We start from the raw sequence: 19,670 nt of genomic DNA, 5'->3' as shown, positions 1-19,670 counted from the left end.
CGTCCGGGTGGCTTCAACCGTGACCGTGACGACCGTCCGCGTCGCGACGACCGCCCCTCCGGCGGCTTCAACCGTGACGACCGCGGCGGTGACCGCGGTGGCTTCCGTCGTGACGACCGTCCGTCCGGTGGCGGTTTCCGTCGTGACGACCGCCCCTCCGGTGGCGGGTTCCGTCGGGATGACCGTCCGGGTGGCTTCAACCGTGACCGTGACGACCGTCCGCGTCGCGACGACCGCCCCTCCGGCGGCTTCAACCGTGACGACCGCGGCGGTGACCGTGGCGGCTTCCGTCGCGACGACCGCCCCTCCGGCGGCTTCAACCGTGACGACCGCGGCGGTGACCGTGGCGGCTTCCGTCGCGACGACCGCCCCTCCGGTGGCGGCTTCCGTCGTGACGACCGCCCCTCCGGTGGCGGTTTCCGTCGGGATGACCGTCCGGGTGGCTTCAACCGTGACCGTGACGACCGTCCGCGTCGCGACGACCGCCCCTCCGGCGGCTTCAACCGCGATGACCGCGGCGGTGACCGTGGCGGCTTCCGTCGCGACGACCGCCCCTCCGGCGGCTTCAACCGTGACGACCGCGGTGGCGACCGTGGTGGCTTCCGCCGCGATGACCGCGGTGGCGAGCGCGGCGGCTTCCGTCGCGGTGGCGACGACCGCCGGGACGACCGCCGCGACGACCGGGCCCGTCGGGACTACGACGACCGCCGGGGCAACTACGAGCCCGTCAAGCGCCTGCCGATCCCGGAGGACGTCACCGGCTTCGAGCTGGACGCGGACGTGCGCCAGGAGCTCAAGAGCCTGCCCAAGACCCTCGCGGACGACGTCGCCCGCAACCTGGTGATGGTGGCCCGCCTGCTCGACGGCGAGCCGGAGGAGGCCTACCAGTACTCGCGCGTCGCGCTCCGGCTGGCGTCCCGCGTGGCCGCCGTCCGTGAGGCGGCCGGATTCGCCTCGTACATGACGCAGCGTTACTCCGAGGCGCTGACCGAGTTCCGCGCCGCCCGTCGGATGACCGGCCGGGCCGACCTGTGGCCCGTGATGGCCGACTGCGAGCGCGGTCTGGGCCGTCCGGAGCGCGCGCTGGCGATGGCCGGTGAGCCCGAGGTGAAGCAGCTGGACAAGGCCGGCCAGGTGGAGATGCGCCTGGTGGCGGCGGGTGCCCGCACCGACATGGAGCAGTTCGACGCCGCCGTGGTGACCCTGCAGAGCCCGGAGCTGGCCTCCAGCGCCGTGCACGCGTGGACCGCGCGGCTGCGGTACGCCTACGCCGAGGCGCTGATCGCGGCCGGCCGTGGCGACGAGGCCCGTGAGTGGTTCGCCAAGGCGGCCGAGGCCGACACCGACGGCACCACCAACGCCTCGGAGCGGCTCGCCGAGATCGACGGCGTGGAGTTCACCGACGCGCTCGACCCGGAGCTGGCCGAGGACGAGTCCGAGGAGACCGAGGCCCCGGCGAAGAAGCGCGGCGGCGACGTCTCCGACGACACCGTGATCTTCGAGGACGAGGAGGACGTCGAGGAGTTCTACGACGAGGACGACCTCGAAATCGACGAGGACTTCGACGGTGTGGTGCGCGAGCGCGCCCAGGACGCCGAGGCCGCGAACGCGAAGTCCGCGACCGTGAAGGCCGACGAGGTCACGGCGGCCGAGGCCAAGGCCGACGACGCCAAGAGCTGAGCGACCGCGACCGCAACGCCGTGAGGCCCTGCCGTTCCCCGGGAGATCCGGGAACGGCAGGGCCTCACGGCGTCCGGGCCGGGGACGGGGGCCGACGGCGCGCGGCGCCGGCCCGGTCGCGGGTCAGCCCAGCGCGAGGTTGCGCAGCACCAGTCCGGTGGCCGGCTTCGGCCCGAAGGAGGTGGACTTGCGCGGCATGGTGACGCCCTGCTCGGCCAGCCGTCGGACCACGCTCTCCCGGACCGGGTGCAGCAGGACGGCCGTGCCGCCGGTGCGGGCGGCCTCCCGTTCGGCAGCCACGGCGGTGTGCAGGTAGCCGATGTCGTCCGGGCCGTCGGGGACGTGCCAGACGCGGTCGAGCAGGGTGGCGTGCAGGACGGTGGCGTCCAGGCGGCGCCACTCCTCGGGCCGGTCGCGCGGCACGGTGGCGTCCAGCAGGGCCTCCTCGGGCTCGCCGAGCAGCCAGTAGACGCCGTCGCCGCCGGTCAGCACGAAGCCGTTGCCGCCGTGCCGCTTCTGCTCGGCGAGCGCCTGGAGCGCGGCGGACAGCGGGCCGGGGACCTCCTTGACCTTCCACTGGTCGCCGAGCTTCTCCAGCGCCTCGGTCACCGGCAGCCGGTAGAGCACGCGGTGGATGGCCCGGACCCGCAGCGGGTAGCGGGCGGTGTCCACCAGGAGCACCAGGCCGCGGTCCCAGGGGCTGCGCGGCAGGTGGCGGTGCTCGCGCTGGAGGCGCAGGTACATCTCCCAGCGGTGGTGGCCGTCGGCGATCAGCGCCCGGCAGGTGGCCAGGTCGCGGCCGATCTCGGCGAGGTCGGCCGGGTCGGTGACGGCCCACAGGCGGTGGTGGGTGCCGTCGCTGGTGGCGGTGGAGAGCAGCGGCTCGCCCTCGACCGTCCGCTCGATCACGCCGGAGGCGCCGCCGTCGCCCCGGTAGGTGAGCAGCAGCGGTTCGAGGTTGGCCCGGGTGGTGCGCATCAGGCCGACCCGGTCGGCGACCGGCCGGGGCATCACGTCCTCGTGGGGGAGGACGACGCCGGCCTCGCGGCCGCTCACCGCGAGCGCGCCGATCAGGCCGCGCTGGAGCAGTTCGGGGGAGTCGGCGGTGGCCGGCACCCGCTGCTCGTAGACGTAGATCGCGGGATCCGGGTCGGCGGCGAGGGTGCCCTCGCGCTGCCAGGCGGCGAGCAGCCGCGCGGCGTGCCGGTACCGGGTGTCACGGTCGGGCCGGTCGCCGGCGTCCTCGGGCTCGGGCCTGGGCAGGATCAGCCGGACCACGTTGTGCGGGTCGGCGGTCTCCAGGTCGAGCCGGCGGCCCGGGTCGACGACGTCGTACGGCGGGGACATCACCGCGGCCAGGGCGCCGACCCGGTCGGGGACGTAGCGCAGGCCGCGGAAGGGGGACAGGGACAGGCCGGCGGTGGCGACGTGCCCGGGATCACCGGGGCCGCCCTCGGGAGTCTCGACTCCGTCTTCTGCACTGGGTGTGCTCATTCTGGGCATCGTAACCGGGTACGGGTTGTCGAGAGATCGGAATACCCGTGCCGATTCGTGGGGCGGGTGTGGGACCGAGGGCGAGGTAGGGCATGGACGACGGGCAGGAACGGGTGGACGGCGGCGGCCCGGCCGGGTCGGACGGACCGGTCGGTGCGACCGGCGGGGGTGCTCCGACGGACGGCGGCGGCCCGGCCGGCGGGGTGCCGCCGCAGAGCCGCTCCGGGGAGCCCGCCGGGGACGTGTACGACTGGTTCCGCCGGGGTGCGCGGCTGCTGGCGCAGGGGCATCCGGCGGCCGCCGAGCAGCTGCTGAGCCGGGCGGTGGCGGCCGAGCCGCACTCGCGCAGCATCCGGGAGACGCTGGCCCGGGCCCAGTTCGACGCGGGTTCGTACGCGGCGGCGCTGGAGAACTTCCGGGCCGTCGCGCTGGCCGATCCGGCGGACGACTACGCTCAGTTCGGGTGGGGGGTCGCGGCGGCCCGGCTGGGCGACTTCGAGACCTCCGCCGAACACCTGGCACTCGCCGTGGCGATGCGGCCGGAGACCGACCACTACCGGGCGGCCCTGCGGCAGACCCGGGCGACGCTGGCGGCCCGCGCCGGCGCGTACGGCCCGCTGCTGCCCGGGGCACCCGGGTACCTGGCGCCCCCGCCCGGCACCGCGGACCGGGCCGGGGGAGAGCCGGACGGCGTCGACGGCGACGCCTGACCGGCCGGCGTCCGTACGACGGGCGCCGCACAGCGCGGTGCGGCGACCGGACGACCGACGTGACCGACGCGACCGACGTGACCGATGCGACAGACGCGACAGACGACGCAGTGAATGAGGTAGCGCAGCCATGACCGAGACGGCCACCCCCGTGCGACGGACCGCCCCCGACGGCAGCGAGCGTCCGCTCACCGATGCCTACGACACCGCGCTGCTGGACCTGGACGGCGTGGTCTACGCCGGCGCGCAGGCGATCGAGCACGCGGTCGGCGCGCTGGACGCCGCCCGGACGGCCGGGATGCGGCTCGCCTACGTGACCAACAACGCCTCCCGCCCGCCGCGCGTGGTCGCCGAGCACCTGACCGAGCTGGGCGTGCCGGCCGAGCCGGCGGACGTGATCAACTCGGCCCAGGCGGCCGCCCGGCTGGTCGCCGAGAAGGTCCCGGCCGGGGCGAAGGTGCTGGTCGTGGGCGGTCTCGGGCTGGAGGAGGCGCTCGCCGAGCGGGGGCTCGTCCCGGTCCGCTCGCTGGCCGACCAGCCGCTCGCGGTGGTCCAGGGTTTCGACCCCTCGGTGGGCTGGACGGATCTGGCGGAGGCCTCGTACGCGGTGCAGAGCGGGCTGCCGTGGGTGGCGTCCAACCTGGACCTCACGGTGCCGCGGGCGCGCGGCATCGCGCCGGGCAACGGCACGCTGGTGGCGGCCGTGCGGGCGGCGACCGGGGTGGAGCCGGAGGTGGCGGGCAAGCCGCTGCCGCCGATGCACCGGGAGACCGTGCTGCGCACCGGCGCGAAGCGCCCGCTGGTGGTCGGGGACCGGCTGGACACCGACATCGAGGGCGCGTTCAACGGCGGGGTGGACAGCCTGCTGGTCTTCACCGGGGTGACCACCCCCGAGCTGCTGCTCGCGGCCCCGGTCGAGCACCGGCCGACCTACCTGGCGGCGGACCTGCGCGGACTGCTGGTCCCGCACGCGGCGGTGACGGCCGAGGACGGCGGTTCCGGGTGCGGCGGCTGGGTCGCGGGCGTGGAGGGCGGCGTGCTGCGGCTGACCGGGTCCGGGGACCGCTGGGACGGCCTGCGGGCGCTGTGCGCGGCGGCGTGGACGGCGCTGGACGCGGGCGGTGAGCCGGTGGACGGGCGGAAGGCACTGGCCGAGCTGGGCTTCTGAGCTCTGCGGGCCGGCGCCGACTGGCGGTGACCCCGGTGGCCGACCACGGATCGCCGGGTCCGCACCGCCGGGTTCGGTCGGTCGGGTCGGCCGGCCGGCTCGAACGGCCCGGGTTCGGCCGACCGGGTGCAGCGGTCCGGGTGCAGCGGTCCGGCTCGGGCCGGCCGGGTTCAGAGCAGGGTGCGCAGCCGCAGCAGATCGCGGAAGCCCGCCTCCAACCGGACCCGGCCGCTCGCCCAGGCGGAGGCGAAGCCGAGCCGGCCGTCGACCAGCGCGACCAGGTCGTCGCTGCTCATGGTGAGCCGGATCTGGGCCTTCGCGGTGGGCGGGCCGGGCGTGGTGACCACGTCCTGGATCCGGCCGCCGCGCAGCTGCCCGGTGAAGGTCAGGTCGAGGTCGGTGATCCGGCAGCTGAGCGAGCGGTCGAGGGCCGCGGCCTTGCGGACGTCGCCGGTGGACTCGGCCATGTTCCGGCTGAGCTGTTCCAGGGCCTCCCGGCACTCCTCGGCGTTCGCCATGGGCGGCGGCTCCCTCACCCGGTCGCTACGGTGCTGACTGCGGGCCACGGTACCTCAGCGGGGTTTTGGCGGTAGCGTCGTCCGTGGGGTGCCCGGAACGGCCCGGGTGCTGAGGGCGACGGAGCGACGCGCGTAGGCGATTGGGAGGCACCCGGATGCTGCCGAGGACGGTTCGGGGAGTGGTGGAGACCGCGGCCGGGGTGGTCGAGGAGGTCGGCAAGCGGGTCGTCGGGACGGCCGCCTCGATCCTGGAGCGGGCGGGGGTCGACGTCGTCGAGGTCGAGCGCCGCCTGGGCGGGGAGTTCCCGCCGTCGGCGAGGACGCTGCAGACGCTGGCGGGGGAGGCCGTCACCGCCGGGCTGGCCGGGGTGGACCTGGCCGTCGGGGTGGCGCGCAACGAGGCGGAGAAGGTCTTCGAGAAGGTCGGCGACCAGGTCACCAAGGTCGGCGTGGTGCTGGCGTACCTGGAGAGCAAGCTGCGCGAGGTCGAGGAGGAGGTTCCGGCGGCGCGGCCCGGTGAGGCTCCGTACGGCGCCGAGGAGCCGGTGCCGGCTCCTCGGGCGGACGACCTGTTCGGGCGCGGCTGGGAGTACGAGGACGAGCGGTCGGCGGGCGAGCCGATAGTCGCCGAGCGGGTGGAGGTGGACGAACCGGTCGAGGTCGATCCGCCGGTTCCGCCGGTCACGCTGCTCTCCCCGGCGGCGCCGGACGGGCGGGAGCAGGCCGCGCCCCCGAAGGCCCCCGCGCGGAAGACCCCGGCGGCCCGGAAGGCGCCGGCGGCCGAGTCCGCCGGGGCGAAGCCCGCCGCGAAGAAGGCCACGGCCAAGAAGACCGCGGCCGGGACGGCGGCCGGGAAGACCACGGCGAAGAAGACCGCCGCCAAGAAGGCCACCGCCAAGAAGACGACGACCGTCAAGAAGACCGCCGCCGCCGAGCGGGGCGCCGAGCCGCCCAAGGCGCCGGCGAAGCGCACCGCCACCAAGAAGACCACCGTCCGCAAGGCCACCAGCAGGAAGAAGCCCGATGTCCGGGACGAGTGAACCGGCCGGAGCGGCCGGGGTGGGCGGACCGGTTCCGGAGGTGGGGCCGCTCGGCGTCGAGCTGCTCCCCACCGGGCACGCCGCGGTGGACGCCGGGCTGGCCCGGCTGGAGGCCCTGGACGGGGCCCCCGCCGAGGAGCACGTCGCGGTGTACGAAGATGTTCACCAGCGGCTCGCCGACACGCTGGCCGCGCTCGACCAGGAATGATCCGCAGGACCCGTAGGAGCTGAAACACCAGTGGCAGTGGCACGACGCCGACTCGACGCGGAGCTGGTCCGCCGCAAGCTGGCCCGGTCGCGTGAGCACGCGTCCGAGCTGATCGCAGCCGGTCGGGTGACCGTCGGCGGCACCACCGCGACCAAGCCGGCCACCCAGGTGGAGACCTCGGCGGCGGTCGTGGTGGCCAAGGACGAGAACGACCCCGACTACGTCTCGCGCGGCGGCCACAAGCTGGCCGGGGCGTTCGCCGCCTTCGTGCCGCAGGGCCTGGTGGTCGAGGGCCGCCGGGCGCTGGACGCGGGCGCGTCGACCGGCGGGTTCACCGACGTGCTGCTGCGCGCCGGGGCGGCCGGGGTGCTGGCGGTGGACGTCGGGTACGGGCAGCTCGCCTGGTCGCTGCAGAGCGACGAGCGGGTCACCGTGATGGACCGCACCAATGTGCGCGAGCTGACCCTGGACCTGATCGGCGGCACCCCGGTGGACCTGGTGGTGGGCGACCTGTCGTTCATCTCGCTGGGCCTGGTGCTCCCCGCTCTCGCCTCCTGCGCGGCCGAGGACGCGGACCTGGTGCTGATGGTCAAGCCGCAGTTCGAGATCGGCAAGGAGCGCCTGGGCAGCGGCGGGGTGGTGCGCAGCCCGCAGCTGCGCGCCGAGATGGTCTGCCAGGTGGCCGGGCAGGCGTGGGAGCTCGGGTTGGGCGTGCGCGCCGTCACCGCGAGCCCCCTGCCGGGACCGTCCGGCAACGTGGAGTACTTCCTGTGGCTGCGCCGGGACGCCCCGCGGCTGGACCCCGCAGAGGCGGACCGGGCCGTGGCGGAGGGGCCCCGATAGGGTGCTGAGCGGACGTCCGGCCCGTCATGCTGGATGGCGGGCGCACCCGGGCCGAAGGCGACCCGGCAGGCGTTAGGGAGAGGGCAGCGGCATGAGCGACGAAGCACGTACGGTCTTCCTGATCGCGCACACCGGCCGGGAGGCGGCGCTGCGCAGCGTCGAGGGCCTGGTGCACGGGCTGCTGAAGGCCGGGCTCCGGATCAGACTGCTGGAGGCCGAGGCGGCCGACCTGGACCTGCCGGACGGCGTCGAGAAGGTGGCCGAGGGCCCCGGGGCGGCGGACGGTTGCGAGCTGATCCTGGTGGCCGGCGGGGACGGGACGCTGCTGCGCGGGGCCGAGCTGGCGCGCTCGCACGGGCTGCCGATGCTCGGGATCAACCTGGGCCGGGTGGGCTTCCTCGCCGAGGCCGAGCGGGACGACCTGGCCGTGGTGGTCGAGCGGGTGGTCGACGCCGACTACGAGGTCGAGGAGCGGATGACGATCGACGTCATCGTCCGCACCAACGGCGATGTGGTGCACGAGGACTGGGCGTTGAACGAGGCCTCGATCGAGAAGGCGGCCCGGGAGCGGATGCTGGAGGTGGTGACCGAGGTGGACGGCCGCCCGGTCTCCAACTTCGGCTGTGACGGCGTGGTCTGCGCGACGCCGACCGGCTCCACCGCGTACGCGTTCTCCGGCGGCGGGCCGGTGGTGTGGCCGGAGGTCGAGGCGCTGCTGATGGTGCCGATCTCGGCGCACGCGCTGTTCGCCCGGCCGCTGGTGACCTCGCCCGAGTCGGTGCTGGCCGTCGAGGTGCAGCCGAAGACCCCGCACGGCGTGCTCTGGTGCGACGGGCGGCGTTCGGTCGAACTGCCCGCCGGGGCACGGGTGGAGGTCCGCCGGGGCCGGACGCCGGTGCGGCTGGCCAGACTGCACCGGGCGCCGTTCACCGACCGGCTGGTGGCCAAGTTCGCGCTGCCGGTGACGGGTTGGCGCGGCCGGGCGGACCACCACTAGCACTTCGGGCCGGCGGCCCGGCTGCTGAGCAGGCGTCAGACCGCCAGCGGCTGGGCCTCGTCGCCCGGGCCGAGCCGGCCGCCGGCCGCCGCGCGGGCGGCCACCGCGGCGAGGCGCTCGACGGCGGCCGGGACGGCCGCGGCGGGCACGGTGAGCGGTATCCGGATGTGCTGCTCGAACGCGCCGTCCGAGCCGAAGCGGTTGCCCGAGGCGATCCGCACCCCGTCGCGTTCCCCGACCCCGGCCAGCGTCGCGCCGGACAGGCCGTCGGTGGAGACCCAGAGCGCGAGCCCGCCGGTCGGCATCGGGAAGCTCCAGCCGGGCAGCCGCGCGGGCAGCGCGGCGGCGAAGGCGTGGGCGGTGGCGCGCAGCCGGTCCAGCTGGTGCGCCCGTACGGCGGGCAGCGGCTCGCCGAGCAGTTCGGCGGCGATCAGCTGCTCCAGCACCGGGGTGCCGACGTCGCTGTAGACCCGTTCGCCGGCCAGTCGGCGCACCAGCGCGGGCGCGGCCCGGACCCATCCGATCCGCAGGCCGCCCCAGAGCAGCTTGCCGGCCGAGCCGACGGTGACCACCTGGGCGGCCCGGTCCAGCGCCGCCATCGGGCGCGGCATCGGCTCGGACTCCGGTACGCCCCAGTCGAGTTCGGCGGTGGTCTCGTCGACCAGCACGATACTGCCGGCGGCCCGGGCGGCGGCCAGCAGCTCGCGGCGCTGCTCCTCGTCGATCAGCGCGCCGGTCGGGTTGTGGAAGTCCGGGATCACGTAGGCGAGCTTGGGCGCGGCGCCGCGCAGCACCCGCTGCCACTCGTCCCGGTCCCAGACCGGCGGGGGCACGAGCGCGTCCTGGGGGCCGGGGCGGTGGTCGGTGCGGTAGGCGTACGGCACCGGGACCAGGCGCGCGCCGGAGAGGCGCAGCGCCTGCAGGGTGTGCGCGTAGCTGGGTGCCTCGACCGCGACCCGGTCGCCGCGGCCGACCAGGGCCCGCTGGATCAGGTGCAGGCCGCCCATCGCGCCGGTGGTGATCAGGACCTGGTCGGGCGTGGTGGGCAGCCCGCGCTCGGTGTAGCGGCGGGCGACGGCCTCGCGCAGCACCGGGACGCCGGTGGGGTAGTGGCCGTGGCCGGAGGCGTAGTAGGGCAGCTGCTCGACGGCCCGGGCGGCGGCGGCGCCGAGCCAGGGCTGCGGGGCGGGCAGGGCGGCGACGCCGAGGTCCAGGGTGCGGCCCTGCTCGTCCGGCGGGACGGGGTGCAGGGCGTCGCCGGGCGGCGGGGCGCCCTCGGGCAGGGTGGTCCAGCTGCCCGCGCCGCGCCGGCTGCGCAGGTAGCCGTCGCCGCGCAGGGTCTCGTACGCGGTGGCGACGGTGGTGCGGCTCAGCTCCAGGACGGTGGCCAGCTCGCGTTCGGCGGGCAGCCGGGCGCCGACCGGCAGCCTGCCCTCGGTGACCAGCTGCCGGATCTGCCCGGCGAGGGCGCGGTAGGCGGGGCGGCGGGCGGGGGCCGGCCCGGGCGGCCGGGTGGCGGCGAGCAGCCGGGCCAGCGCGGGCGGGGTGACGGTGGAGTGCCAGTCGGCCATGGCGATCAGTCCACTCGCTCGGGATTGGCCCTGGAAGGGGCCGTTTTGGCTTGGTCATCATGGCAGGGCGGCCGTACCGGCCGCCACCCCCGGGCCGCCCGGGGGTGCAGCGCCACCGCAGGAGCACCATGGCCACCACGACCACGACCACGACCACGTCCGTACCGACCACGGCCACCGCGGCCACTGCGGCCACCGCGACCGCCTCGCCCGCACCGACCGCGCCCGCCCCGGCCGCCGGGCGGACCGGCCTCGCGGTCCGCGTCCTCGGCGACACCCACGCCCTGGGCCGTCGGATCCCGCAGCTGTTCGTCGGGCTCGCCCTGTACGGCACGAGCATGGCCCTGATGCTCCGCTCCGGCCTCGGCCTCGACCCCTGGGACGTCCTGCACCAGGGCCTGCAGCGCAGCATCGGCCTCTCGGTCGGCAGCTGGGTGACCATCTGCGGCGCCCTGGTGCTGCTGCTGTGGATACCGCTGCGTCAGCGCCCGGGGCTGGGCACCGTCGCCAACGTGCTGGTGATCGGCGCGGCGATGGACCTCACGCTGCGGTTCGTCGGCGGCGTCGGGGCGCTGCCCGCCCGGATCGCCGTGATGGCCACCGCGATCGTGCTCAACGGCCTGGCCAGCGGCCTCTACATCGGAGCCCGCCTCGGCCCGGGCCCGCGCGACGGCCTGATGACCGGCCTGCACCGGCGCACCGGCGGCTCACTGCGGCTGATCCGCACCGGAATCGAACTGACCGTCCTGGCCGTCGGCCTGCTGCTGGGCGGTACCGCCGGGGTCGGCACCGTCGCGTACGCGCTGGCCATCGGCCCGCTGGTGCAGGTCTTCCTGCCCTGGTGCACCGCGCCGGAGGCCGCCCGAAACCCCCGGAAGTGATGAACTTCGGGGCACGGAGTTGCCGCGCGCCGTTGCCGCTCGTCGCGCGCCGGGGGCGGAACCTCGTAAGGTCGTCTCCGTGTTGGACGAGATGCGGATACGGGATCTTGGGGTCATCGACGACGCGGTGGTCGAACTCGCCCCCGGCTTCACCGCCGTGACCGGTGAGACCGGCGCAGGCAAGACCATGGTGGTGACCAGCCTCGGCCTGCTGCTCGGCGGGCGCGCCGACCCGGGCCTGGTGCGCAACGGCACCGGACGCGCCGTCGTCGAGGGCCGGCTGGAGCTGCCCGCCGGCTCCCCGGCGGCGGCCCGCGCCGTCGAGGCCGGGGCCGAACTGGACGACGGAGCCCTGCTGATCAGCCGGACCGTCTCCGCCGAGGGCCGCTCCCGGGCGCACGTCGGCGGGCGGGCCGTGCCGGTCGGGCTGCTCGCCGAACTCGGCGAGGACCTGATCGCGGTGCACGGCCAGACCGACCAGCAGCGCCTGCTGCGCCCGGCCCGCCAGCGCGGCGCGCTGGACCGGTACGCGGGCGAGGCGGTGGCCGAGCCGCTGGCCCGCTACCGGGAGACCTACCGCACCCTGCGCGAGGTCTCCGCGACCCTGGAGGAACTGACCACCCGGGCCCGCGAGCGCGCCCAGGAGGCCGACCTGCTGCGCTTCGGCCTGGACGAGATCGCCGCCGCCGAGCCGGTGGCCGGCGAGGACGCCGAGCTCGCCGCCGAGGCCGAGCGGCTCGGCCACGCCGACGCGCTGTCCTCCGCCGCGACCCTCGCGCACGCCGCGCTGGCCGGCGACCCGGCCGACCCGGAGGCCCTGGACGCGGGCACCCTGCTCGCGCAGTCCCGCCGCGCCCTGGACGCCGTGCGCCACCACGACGAGCGCCTGGCCGCCCTCGCCGACCGCCTCAACGAGGTCGGCTACCTGCTCGCCGACGTGGCCGGCGACCTGGCCGGCTACGCGGACGACCTGGACGCCGACCCGGTGCGCCTGGCCGCTGTCGAGGACCGCCGGGCCGTGCTGGCCCAGCTGCTGCGCAAGTACGGCGGCGAGCAGAACACCCTCGCCGAGGTGATCGCCTGGGCCGAGGACGGGTCCGCACGGCTCGCCGAACTCGACGGCGACGACGACCGGATCGACGAGCTCGGCGCCCGCGAGACCGAGCTGCGCGCCGAACTGGCCGAGCTCGCCGCCGAGGTGTCGGCCGCCCGGCAGGCCGCGGCCGGGCGCTTCGCCGGGGCCGTCTCCGCCGAACTCGCCGAACTGGCCATGCCGCACGCCCGGGTGACCTTCTCGATCAGCCAGGTCGACGACCTGGGCGGGATCGAGGTCGGCGGCCGCACCGTCGCGTACGGCCCGCACGGCGTGGACGAGGTCGAGGTGCTGCTCGCCCCGCACCCGGGCGCCCAGCCCCGCCCGATCGCCAAGGGCGCCTCCGGCGGTGAGCTGTCCCGGGTGATGCTCGCCGTCGAGGTGGTCTTCGCGGGCGCCGACCCCGTCCCCACCTACCTGTTCGACGAGGTGGACGCGGGCGTCGGCGGCAAGGCCGCGGTCGAGATCGGCCGCCGGCTGGCCAAGCTGGCCGAGTCCGCCCAGGTCGTCGTGGTCACCCACCTCCCGCAGGTCGCCGCGTTCGCGGATCGGCACCTGGTGGTGGAGAAGACCAACGACGGCACCGTGACCCGCAGTGGTGTCAAGGTGCTGAACGACGAGGAGCGGGTGCGCGAACTCTCCCGGATGCTGGCCGGCCTGGAGGACTCCGAGCTGGGCCGCGCCCACGCCGAGGAGCTGCTGGCCACCGCCCGGGCCCCGCGCCGCCGGTAGCCGTCGGCGGCGGCCCCCGCGGACCGTCGGCGACGCGCCCCGGTGGCGCCGACTGTCCAAGAGGGCCGCCGACCTGGCATGGTGGCCGCTGGACACTGGCTTCCCAGCCCCGAGCGCCGCCGGGCGGGCAATCCTCGCGAAGCGGCGCGCGAACCTGATCGAGTCGGATGCGAGACGACGTGGACCATTCCGCCGCCCGGGCCACCGCGGCCGCCCCGGAACCGGGGCAGCTGCACGTGGTACTCGTCCTGGCCGCCAGCACCGGCGGCATCGGTGCGCACGTACGCTCCCTGGCGCAGGGCCTGGTCGCGCACGGGGTGATCGTCACGGTCTGCGCGCCGGCCGGCACGGACGCGCTGTTCGGCTTCTCCCGCACGGGTGCCAGGTTCCACACCGTCGACATCACCCCCACCGCGGGCGCCCGCAGCGACGCCACCGCGATCGGTGAGCTGCGCCGGGCCTTCACCGGCGCCGACGTGGTGCACGCCCACGGGCTGCGCGCCGGGCTGCTCTCCGACCTCGCGCTGCGCACCGCCGGCCGCTTCCCGGGCCTGCGCCCGGAGACCCCGCTGGTCGTGACCTCGCACCACGCGCTGCTGGCCACCGGCATGGAGCGCCGCCTGCAGCGGCTGATGGAGCGCCGGGTCGCGCGCGCCGCCGACCTGGTCCTCGGCGCCTCCTCCGACCTGGTCGCCCGGGCCCGCGAGCTGGGTGCCACCGACGCCCGGCTGGGGCCGGTGGCCGCCCCGCCGATGCCCGAGGGCCGGCTCGGCCGGGCCGGGGCGCGCGCCGAACTGCTCGGCGGCGGACCGGACCGCCCGCTGGTGCTGGCGGTGGGCCGGCTCGTCCCGCAGAAGGCCTTCGGGCTGCTGCTGGACGCCACCCGGGAGCTGTCCGCGCTGGACCCGGAGCCGCTGGTGCTGCTCGCCGGGGACGGCCCGGAGGCGGGCGCGCTGCGGGAGCGGGTGACCGCCGAGAAGCTGCCGGTGCGCCTGCTCGGCTACCGCACCGACGTGCCCGACCTGCTGGCCGCCGCCGACGTGGTGGTGCTCTCCAGCCGCTGGGAGGCCCGCTCGCTGGTGGTGCAGGAGGCGATGCGGGCCGGGGTGCCGGTGGTCTCCACCGCCGTCGGCGGCATCCCCGAACTGGTCGGCGACGCCGCCGTGCTGGTGGCCTCCGGCGACCCGGTCGCGCTCGGCGACGCGGTGCGCGGACTGCTGTCCGACCCGGCCCGCCGCGAGCGGCTGGCGGCGGCCGGCCGGCAGCAGGCCGAGACCTGGCCGGACGAGGCCGCCACCGTCGCCCAGGTGCTCAGCACCTACGACGAGTTGGTGCAGCGCGGCTAGACCGTGGCCTGCTCGACCCGGTCGGCGCCCAGGCCGTCCGGCTGGGCGGACAGGTAGGCGGCGCCGCAGGCGGTCAGCCGCAGCGCGGTGTCGATCAGCGGGACGTGGCTGAAGGCCTGCGGGAAGTTGCCGACCTGGCGCTTGAGCCGCGGGTCCCACTCCTCGGCGAGCAGGCCGACGTCGTTGCGCAGCGAGAGCAGCCGGTCGAACAGGTCGCGGGCCTCCTGCACCCGGCCGATCATGGCGAGGTCGTCGGCCAGCCAGAACGAGCAGGCCAGGAAGGCGCCCTCGTGGCCGGACAGGCCGTCGACGTTCTCGACGTGGTCGCCGCTCGAATCGTCGTGGGTCGGGTAGCGCAGCACGAAGCCGTCCTCGGTGGACAGTTCGCGCTGGATCGCCTCGATGGTGCCGATCACCCGCTTGTCGTCCGGAGGCAGGAAGCCGACCTGGGGGATCAGCAGCAGCGAGGCGTCCAGCTCCCGGCCGCCGTAGTACTGGGTGAAGGTGTTGCGCTCCGGGTCGTAGCCGCGCTCGCAGACGTCCCGGTGGATGGTGTCGCGCAGCTCGCGCCAGCGCTCCAGGTGGCCGTCGGCGGGGGTGTCCTCGGGTGCGTCCTCGGGGGTCTGCTCCAGCAGCTTGATGGTGCGGTCGACGGCGACCCAGGCCATCACCTTGGAGTGGACGAAGTGCCGGCGCGGGCCGCGCACCTCCCAGATGCCCTCGTCCGGCTCCTGCCAGTGCTCCTCCAGGTACTCGATCAGGCGCAGCTGGAGGTGGTGGGCGTGGTCGTTGCGGACCAGTCCGGTCATGTGGGCCAGGTGCAGGGCCTCCACCACCTCGCCGTAGACGTCGAGTTGGAGCTGTCCGGCGGCGCCGTTGCCGACCCGGACGGGCTGCGAGCCCTCGTAGCCGGGCAGCCAGTCCAGCGAGGACTCGGTGAGCTCGCGCTCGCCCGCGATGCCGTACATGATCTGCAGGTTCTCCGGGTCGCCGGCGACGGCCCGCAGCAGCCACTCGCGCCAGGCCTTGGCCTCGTCGCGGTAGCCGGTGCGCAGCAGGGAGGAGAGGGTGATCGCGGCGTCGCGCAGCCAGGTGTAGCGGTAGTCCCAGTTGCGCTCGCCGCCGATGTCCTCGGGCAGCGAGGTGGTCGGGGCGGCGACGATGCCGCCGGTGGGGGCGTAGGTGAGGCCCTTGAGGGTGATCAGGGAGCGGACCACGGCCTCGCGGTAGGGGCCCTGGTAGGTGCACTGGTCGGCCCACTCGTGCCAGAAGTCGGCGGTGGCGTCGAGCAGCACCTCGGCGTCCGGGGTCCTGGGCGGGTCCAGGTGGGAGGCCTGCCAGGTGAGGGCGAAGGCGATCCGCTCGCCGGCGGCGACGGTGAAGTCGGCGTAGGTGGTGAGGTCGCGGCCGTAGGTCTCGGCCTCGCCGTCCAGCCAGACCGAGTCGGGTCCGGCGACGGCGACGGTGCGGTGACCGCCGTCGGCCTGCTCGACGCGGTGCACCCAGGGGACGATCCGGCCGTAGGAGAAGCGCATCCGCAGCGCCGAGCGCATTCGGACGGTGCCGGCCACGCCCTCGACGATCCGGATCACCTGGGGGACGGCGTCCTTGCCGGCCAGCGGGCGCGGCGGCATGAAGTCGATCACCCGGACGGTGCCCCCCTGGCTGTCCCACTCCTGTTCGAGGATCAGCGAGTCGCCCCGGTAGCGGCGGCGGTCGGCGGGCACGGCGGGGGCGGCGGCGGTGGGCGGGGGCACGCGCAGGTCCCCGGCCTCGGCGGCGCGGACCCGGCCCGTGCTGGTGGGGGCCGTGGCGGGGGCGGGGACCTCGGTCCGGACGGCTTCGGCGGGGCCGATCCGCCAGAAGCCGTGTTCATCGGTGCCGAGCAGACCGGCGAACACGGCCGGCGAGTCGAAGCGGGGCAGGCAGAGCCAGTCCACCGCCCCGTCCCTGCTGACCAGGGCAGCGGTCTGCATGTCCCCGATGAGTGCGTAGTCCTCGATACGGCCGGCCACGTGGATCTCCAGTTCGCAATGTGGTCAGGGCATCGGCGAGACGAGGGAGCGAGCGGTCTGCGGGGCCGGAGGTCCACCCCGGGACGTCCGGTCTGCCGGGGGGTGGTGGCAGGCCTTGCTGGAGTGTCCGCGCGGGGCTCGGTCGAGCCCCTGGAGTGGGTGGGGAGAGCTGGAACGCGGGGAGGTCCGGTCGCGCATCGGGGACCGGGAGCGTCCTGACCCTCCCACGCCCTCCGCGTGCTCGTGCTGTCGGCGATGCGTCCGAGCAGCTTACGACGGACGAAAGGGGCGAAGCACGCGGGCGCCGCCCGGTGTGGCGCCGCAATTCGGCGGAAATGCCGTGCATCGCGAGGGCGTGGCGCAGGATGGTCCGGAAGGATCACCTCCGGGTGGTCTGTCCGGAGGGCCCGGCATGACCCGGACGGAAACCCCTGGCTGGCCCGGTCCGACCGGTGGTGCGACCGGTGTGACACCTGCGGCGGATGATGCGCCGGTGGTGCGCCCGGCGTGCGCCCCCGGTCCCGCGCGCGCGGCCCGAACGGCGTCCCGGCCGGGGCACTGTTACCCTGGTATCCCGTGGACCGGCGGGATCAAACGCCCCGGACCAGCCGAACCGGCGACCCCCCGAGCGCGGTGCACCGCACCTGCCTCCGTCGCCCGGCGACCCCCGAGCCTCCCGCCCACGTCTTCTTCGACACGCGACCCACGGGAGCCCCCTCTTGGCACAGCCCCATTCCGGCAAGGCAGCGAACGGCCGAGCCGTGACGACCAAGCACCTCTTCGTCACCGGGGGTGTCGCCTCTTCGCTCGGCAAGGGCCTCACCGCCTCCAGCCTCGGCGCGCTGCTCAAGGCCCGCGGCCTGCGCGTGACGATGCAGAAGCTCGACCCGTACCTGAACGTGGACCCGGGCACGATGAACCCCTTCCAGCACGGTGAGGTGTTCGTCACCGACGACGGCGCCGAGACCGACCTGGACATCGGCCACTACGAGCGGTTCCTGGACACCAACCTGCACGGCTCGGCGAACGTCACCACCGGCCAGGTGTACTCGACCGTCATCGCCAAGGAGCGCCGCGGCGAGTACCTGGGCGACACCGTCCAGGTCATCCCGCACATCACCAACGAGATCAAGTCCCGGATCCGCCGGATGGCGACCGAGGACGTCGACGTGGTGATCACCGAGGTCGGCGGCACCGTCGGCGACATCGAGTCGCTGCCGTTCCTGGAGGCCGTCCGCCAGGTCCGCCACGAGGTCGGCCGCGACAACGTGTTCTTCGTGCACGTCTCCCTGCTGCCGTACATCGGCCCCTCGGGCGAGCTCAAGACCAAGCCCACCCAGCACTCCGTCGCCGCGCTGCGCAACATCGGCATCCAGCCGGACGCCATCGTGCTGCGCGCCGACCGTGAGGTCCCGCAGGCGATCAAGCGCAAGATCTCGCTGATGTGCGACGTGGACGAGGAGGCCGTGGTCGCGGCCATCGACGCCAAGTCGATCTACGACATCCCCAAGGTGCTGCACGGCGAGGGCCTGGACGCCTACGTGGTGCGCCGGCTGGACCTGCCGTTCCGCGACGTGGACTGGACCACCTGGGACGACCTGCTGCGCCGCGTCCACGAGCCGCAGCACATCGTCAAGGTCGCCCTGGTCGGCAAGTACATCGACCTGCCGGACGCCTACCTGTCGGTGACCGAGGCGCTGCGCGCCGGCGGCTTCGCCAACAACGCCCGGGTCGAGATCAAGTGGGTCACCTCGGACGACTGCGAGACGCCCGAGGGCGCCCGCGAGCAGCTCGGCGACGTGGACGCGATCTGCATCCCCGGCGGCTTCGGCGACCGCGGCGTCAACGGCAAGGTCGGCGCCATCACCTTCGCCCGGGAGAACAAGGTCCCGCTGCTGGGCCTGTGCCTGGGCCTGCAGTGCGTGGTCATCGAGGCGGCCCGCAACCTGGCCGGCCTGCCCGAGGCCAACTCCACCGAGTTCGACGCCGCCGCCAAGCACCCGGTCGTCTCCACCATGGCCGAGCAGCTGGCCATCGTCGACGGCAAGGGCGACCTGGGCGGCACCATGCGCCTGGGCCTGTACCCGGCCAAGCTCGCCGAGGGCTCGATCGTCCGCGAGGTCTACGGCGGCGAGCAGTACGTCGAGGAGCGCCACCGCCACCGCTACGAGGTCAACAACGCCTACCGCGCGGACCTGGAGAAGACCGGCCTGCAGTTCTCCGGCCTCTCGCCCAAGGGCGACCTGGTGGAGTACGTCGAGTACCCGCGGGACGTGCACCCCTACCTGGTGGCCACCCAGGCCCACCCGGAGCTCAAGTCCCGCCCGACCCGCCCGCACCCGCTGTTCGCGGGCCTGGTCAAGGCCGCCATCGAGATCAAGACCGCGGCCTCCGAGTAGTTTTCCTCTCCCGGCCTCGGCCGTTCACCGGACGGCGGCCCCGCGATTCCCGCGGGGCCGCCGTCCGGCGTTAGATTGTGTCGTACTGACGAAAAGGGGAGAGCGATGGACGAGCAGAGCCACCTGGTGATCGCCGACGTGGCCGAGGAGTGGGAGGTCCGGGCGACCGGGACCCCGTTCCAGGGCAAGGTCACCGGTGTGCGCAGCGAAGAGGTCCGGATGCCCGACGGCAGCTGGGCCCGCCGTGACTACCAGACGCACCCCGGTTCGGTCTCGGTGCTCGCCCTGGACGACGAGCAGCGCGTGCTGGTCCTGCGCCAGTACCGCCACCCCGTGCGCCAGCGGCTCTGGGAGCTGCCGGCCGGCCTGCTCGACGTCCCCGGCGAGAACCCGTGGCACGCCGCGCAGCGCGAGCTGTACGAGGAGGCGCACTGCGAGGCCGGTAGCTGGCGGATCCTCGCCGACTACTACACCTCCCCGGGCGGCACCGACGAGGCGCTGCGGATGTTCCTGGCCACCGACCTGTCGGCGGCCGAGGGCGAGCGCTACGCGGCGGAGGGGGAGGAACAGGAGATCGAGGTCGCCTGGGTGCCGGTGCCGGAACTGATCGGACTGATCCAGGCCGGGCGGCTGCACAACCCGACCCTGGTCACCGGCACCCTCGCCGTGCACGCCGCGCTCACCGGGCCGGGCGGGCTGGACGCGCTGCGCCCGGCGGACTCGCCGTGGCCGGCCCGGCCCTTCGAGTCCTGATCCGCGTCGCTCCGGGGCGTGGGCGGCGCGGTGCTTCGGCGCGTGAGCGGCATGTGGCTCCGGCGCGTGAGCGGCGCCTGGCTCCGCCGCGGCCCTGTGAGGTGTGGGCGGCGCGGGGCTCCGGCCCGGCCCGTCGAGGCGTGAACGAACCGCCCGGTTGATTCGCCCGGGTGATTTGCCGGTTCGTACGACCGGATGTCACCTCGGATGAGCCGGACGGTC

16 protein-coding genes are annotated in these 19,670 nt (G+C 75.0%); 12 read left to right on the top strand and 4 right to left on the bottom strand.

All coding sequences use genetic code 11. From position 1 onward, the window contains the following. Positions 1-735: 735 nt before the first annotated feature. Positions 736-1,680 (top strand): hypothetical protein, encoded by a 945-nt coding sequence (locus tag AB0Q99_RS31415; RefSeq protein ID WP_363577160.1) that lies wholly within the window; start codon positions 736-738, stop codon positions 1,678-1,680. A 123-nt stretch (positions 1,681-1,803) separates the two neighbouring features. Here the strand turns inward: AB0Q99_RS31415 and AB0Q99_RS31410 are convergent, their stop codons facing one another. Further along, positions 1,804-3,174 (bottom strand): DUF1015 domain-containing protein, encoded by a 1,371-nt coding sequence (locus AB0Q99_RS31410; protein ID WP_363577148.1) that lies wholly within the window; start codon positions 3,172-3,174, stop codon positions 1,804-1,806. A gap of 92 nt (positions 3,175-3,266) precedes the next feature. Between AB0Q99_RS31410 and AB0Q99_RS31405 the strand changes: the two genes are divergently transcribed. Next, a complete protein-coding gene (locus tag AB0Q99_RS31405; protein WP_363577146.1) occupies positions 3,267-3,884 on the top strand; it encodes a tetratricopeptide repeat protein in 618 nt (205 codons plus the stop codon). Positions 3,885-4,014: 130 nt separating this feature from the next. Then, positions 4,015-5,052: an HAD-IIA family hydrolase gene (locus AB0Q99_RS31400; protein ID WP_363577144.1), complete on the top strand. Its 1,038-nt coding sequence runs from the start codon at positions 4,015-4,017 to the stop codon at positions 5,050-5,052. Between the two features lie 170 nt (positions 5,053-5,222). Here AB0Q99_RS31400 and AB0Q99_RS31395 read toward each other — a convergent pair whose 3' ends face one another. After that, the gene (locus AB0Q99_RS31395; protein ID WP_363577142.1) at positions 5,223-5,570 is read right to left on the bottom strand and encodes an SCP2 sterol-binding domain-containing protein; all 348 of its coding nucleotides are present in this window, start codon (positions 5,568-5,570) and stop codon (positions 5,223-5,225) included. Positions 5,571-5,749: 179 nt separating this feature from the next. Here AB0Q99_RS31395 and AB0Q99_RS31390 point away from each other — a divergent pair, with 179 nt between their 5' ends. From AB0Q99_RS31390 to AB0Q99_RS31375, 4 genes are all read left to right on the top strand, one after another. Further along, on the top strand, positions 5,750-6,610 hold the full coding sequence (locus AB0Q99_RS31390) for a hypothetical protein (RefSeq protein ID WP_363577140.1): 861 nt from the start codon (positions 5,750-5,752) through the stop codon (positions 6,608-6,610). Continuing rightward, positions 6,594-6,818 carry a hypothetical protein gene (locus tag AB0Q99_RS31385; RefSeq protein ID WP_363577138.1) on the top strand — a complete coding sequence of 75 codons (225 nt, stop codon included), beginning with the start codon at positions 6,594-6,596 and terminating at the stop codon, positions 6,816-6,818. Before AB0Q99_RS31390 ends, AB0Q99_RS31385 begins: the two co-directional genes overlap by 17 nt. Before the next feature lie 36 nt (positions 6,819-6,854). After that, positions 6,855-7,661, top strand: coding sequence for a TlyA family RNA methyltransferase (locus tag AB0Q99_RS31380; protein ID WP_363577159.1), 807 nt, complete (start codon positions 6,855-6,857; stop codon positions 7,659-7,661). 91 nt (positions 7,662-7,752) lie between these two features. Then, positions 7,753-8,658, top strand: coding sequence for an NAD kinase (locus AB0Q99_RS31375; RefSeq protein ID WP_363577136.1), 906 nt, complete (start codon positions 7,753-7,755; stop codon positions 8,656-8,658). Between the two features lie 35 nt (positions 8,659-8,693). On the opposite strand, the gene AB0Q99_RS31370 is transcribed toward AB0Q99_RS31375, so the two are convergent. Further along, the gene (locus AB0Q99_RS31370) at positions 8,694-10,229 is read right to left on the bottom strand and encodes a PLP-dependent aminotransferase family protein (protein ID WP_363577134.1); all 1,536 of its coding nucleotides are present in this window, start codon (positions 10,227-10,229) and stop codon (positions 8,694-8,696) included. A 338-nt stretch (positions 10,230-10,567) separates the two neighbouring features. Between AB0Q99_RS31370 and AB0Q99_RS31365 the strand changes: the two genes are divergently transcribed. The 3 genes from AB0Q99_RS31365 to AB0Q99_RS31355 all read left to right on the top strand — a co-directional run bounded on the left by AB0Q99_RS31365 (position 10,568) and on the right by AB0Q99_RS31355 (position 14,281). Next, on the top strand, positions 10,568-11,110 hold the full coding sequence (locus AB0Q99_RS31365; RefSeq protein WP_363577157.1) for a hypothetical protein: 543 nt from the start codon (positions 10,568-10,570) through the stop codon (positions 11,108-11,110). Positions 11,111-11,201: 91 nt separating this feature from the next. Continuing rightward, positions 11,202-12,935 (top strand): DNA repair protein RecN, encoded by a 1,734-nt coding sequence (gene recN, locus AB0Q99_RS31360; protein WP_363577155.1) that lies wholly within the window; start codon positions 11,202-11,204, stop codon positions 12,933-12,935. A gap of 179 nt (positions 12,936-13,114) precedes the next feature. Next, positions 13,115-14,281, top strand: a complete 1,167-nt coding sequence (locus tag AB0Q99_RS31355) for a glycosyltransferase family 4 protein (protein ID WP_363577132.1) — start codon at positions 13,115-13,117, stop codon at positions 14,279-14,281. On the opposite strand, the gene AB0Q99_RS31350 is transcribed toward AB0Q99_RS31355, so the two are convergent. Further along, the gene (locus tag AB0Q99_RS31350) at positions 14,278-16,296 is read right to left on the bottom strand and encodes a glycoside hydrolase family 15 protein (RefSeq protein WP_363577130.1); all 2,019 of its coding nucleotides are present in this window, start codon (positions 16,294-16,296) and stop codon (positions 14,278-14,280) included. The two genes, AB0Q99_RS31355 and AB0Q99_RS31350, sit on opposite strands and share 4 nt — an antisense overlap. A gap of 761 nt (positions 16,297-17,057) precedes the next feature. On the opposite strand from AB0Q99_RS31350, the gene AB0Q99_RS31345 reads away from it, so the two are divergent. Further along, positions 17,058-18,695: a CTP synthase gene (locus tag AB0Q99_RS31345; RefSeq protein ID WP_363577128.1), complete on the top strand. Its 1,638-nt coding sequence runs from the start codon at positions 17,058-17,060 to the stop codon at positions 18,693-18,695. Positions 18,696-18,800: 105 nt separating this feature from the next. Then, on the top strand, positions 18,801-19,448 hold the full coding sequence (locus AB0Q99_RS31340; RefSeq protein ID WP_363577126.1) for an NUDIX hydrolase: 648 nt from the start codon (positions 18,801-18,803) through the stop codon (positions 19,446-19,448). The last annotated feature ends 222 nt before the right edge of the window (positions 19,449-19,670 follow it).

Origin of the sequence: Kitasatospora sp. NPDC086791 (assembly GCF_040685975.1) — a bacterium.
Lineage (GTDB): Bacteria > Actinomycetota > Actinomycetes > Streptomycetales > Streptomycetaceae > Kitasatospora.
Note: the sequence above shows the minus strand (reverse complement) of the source record. Positions and strands in the feature narration are given on the sequence as shown.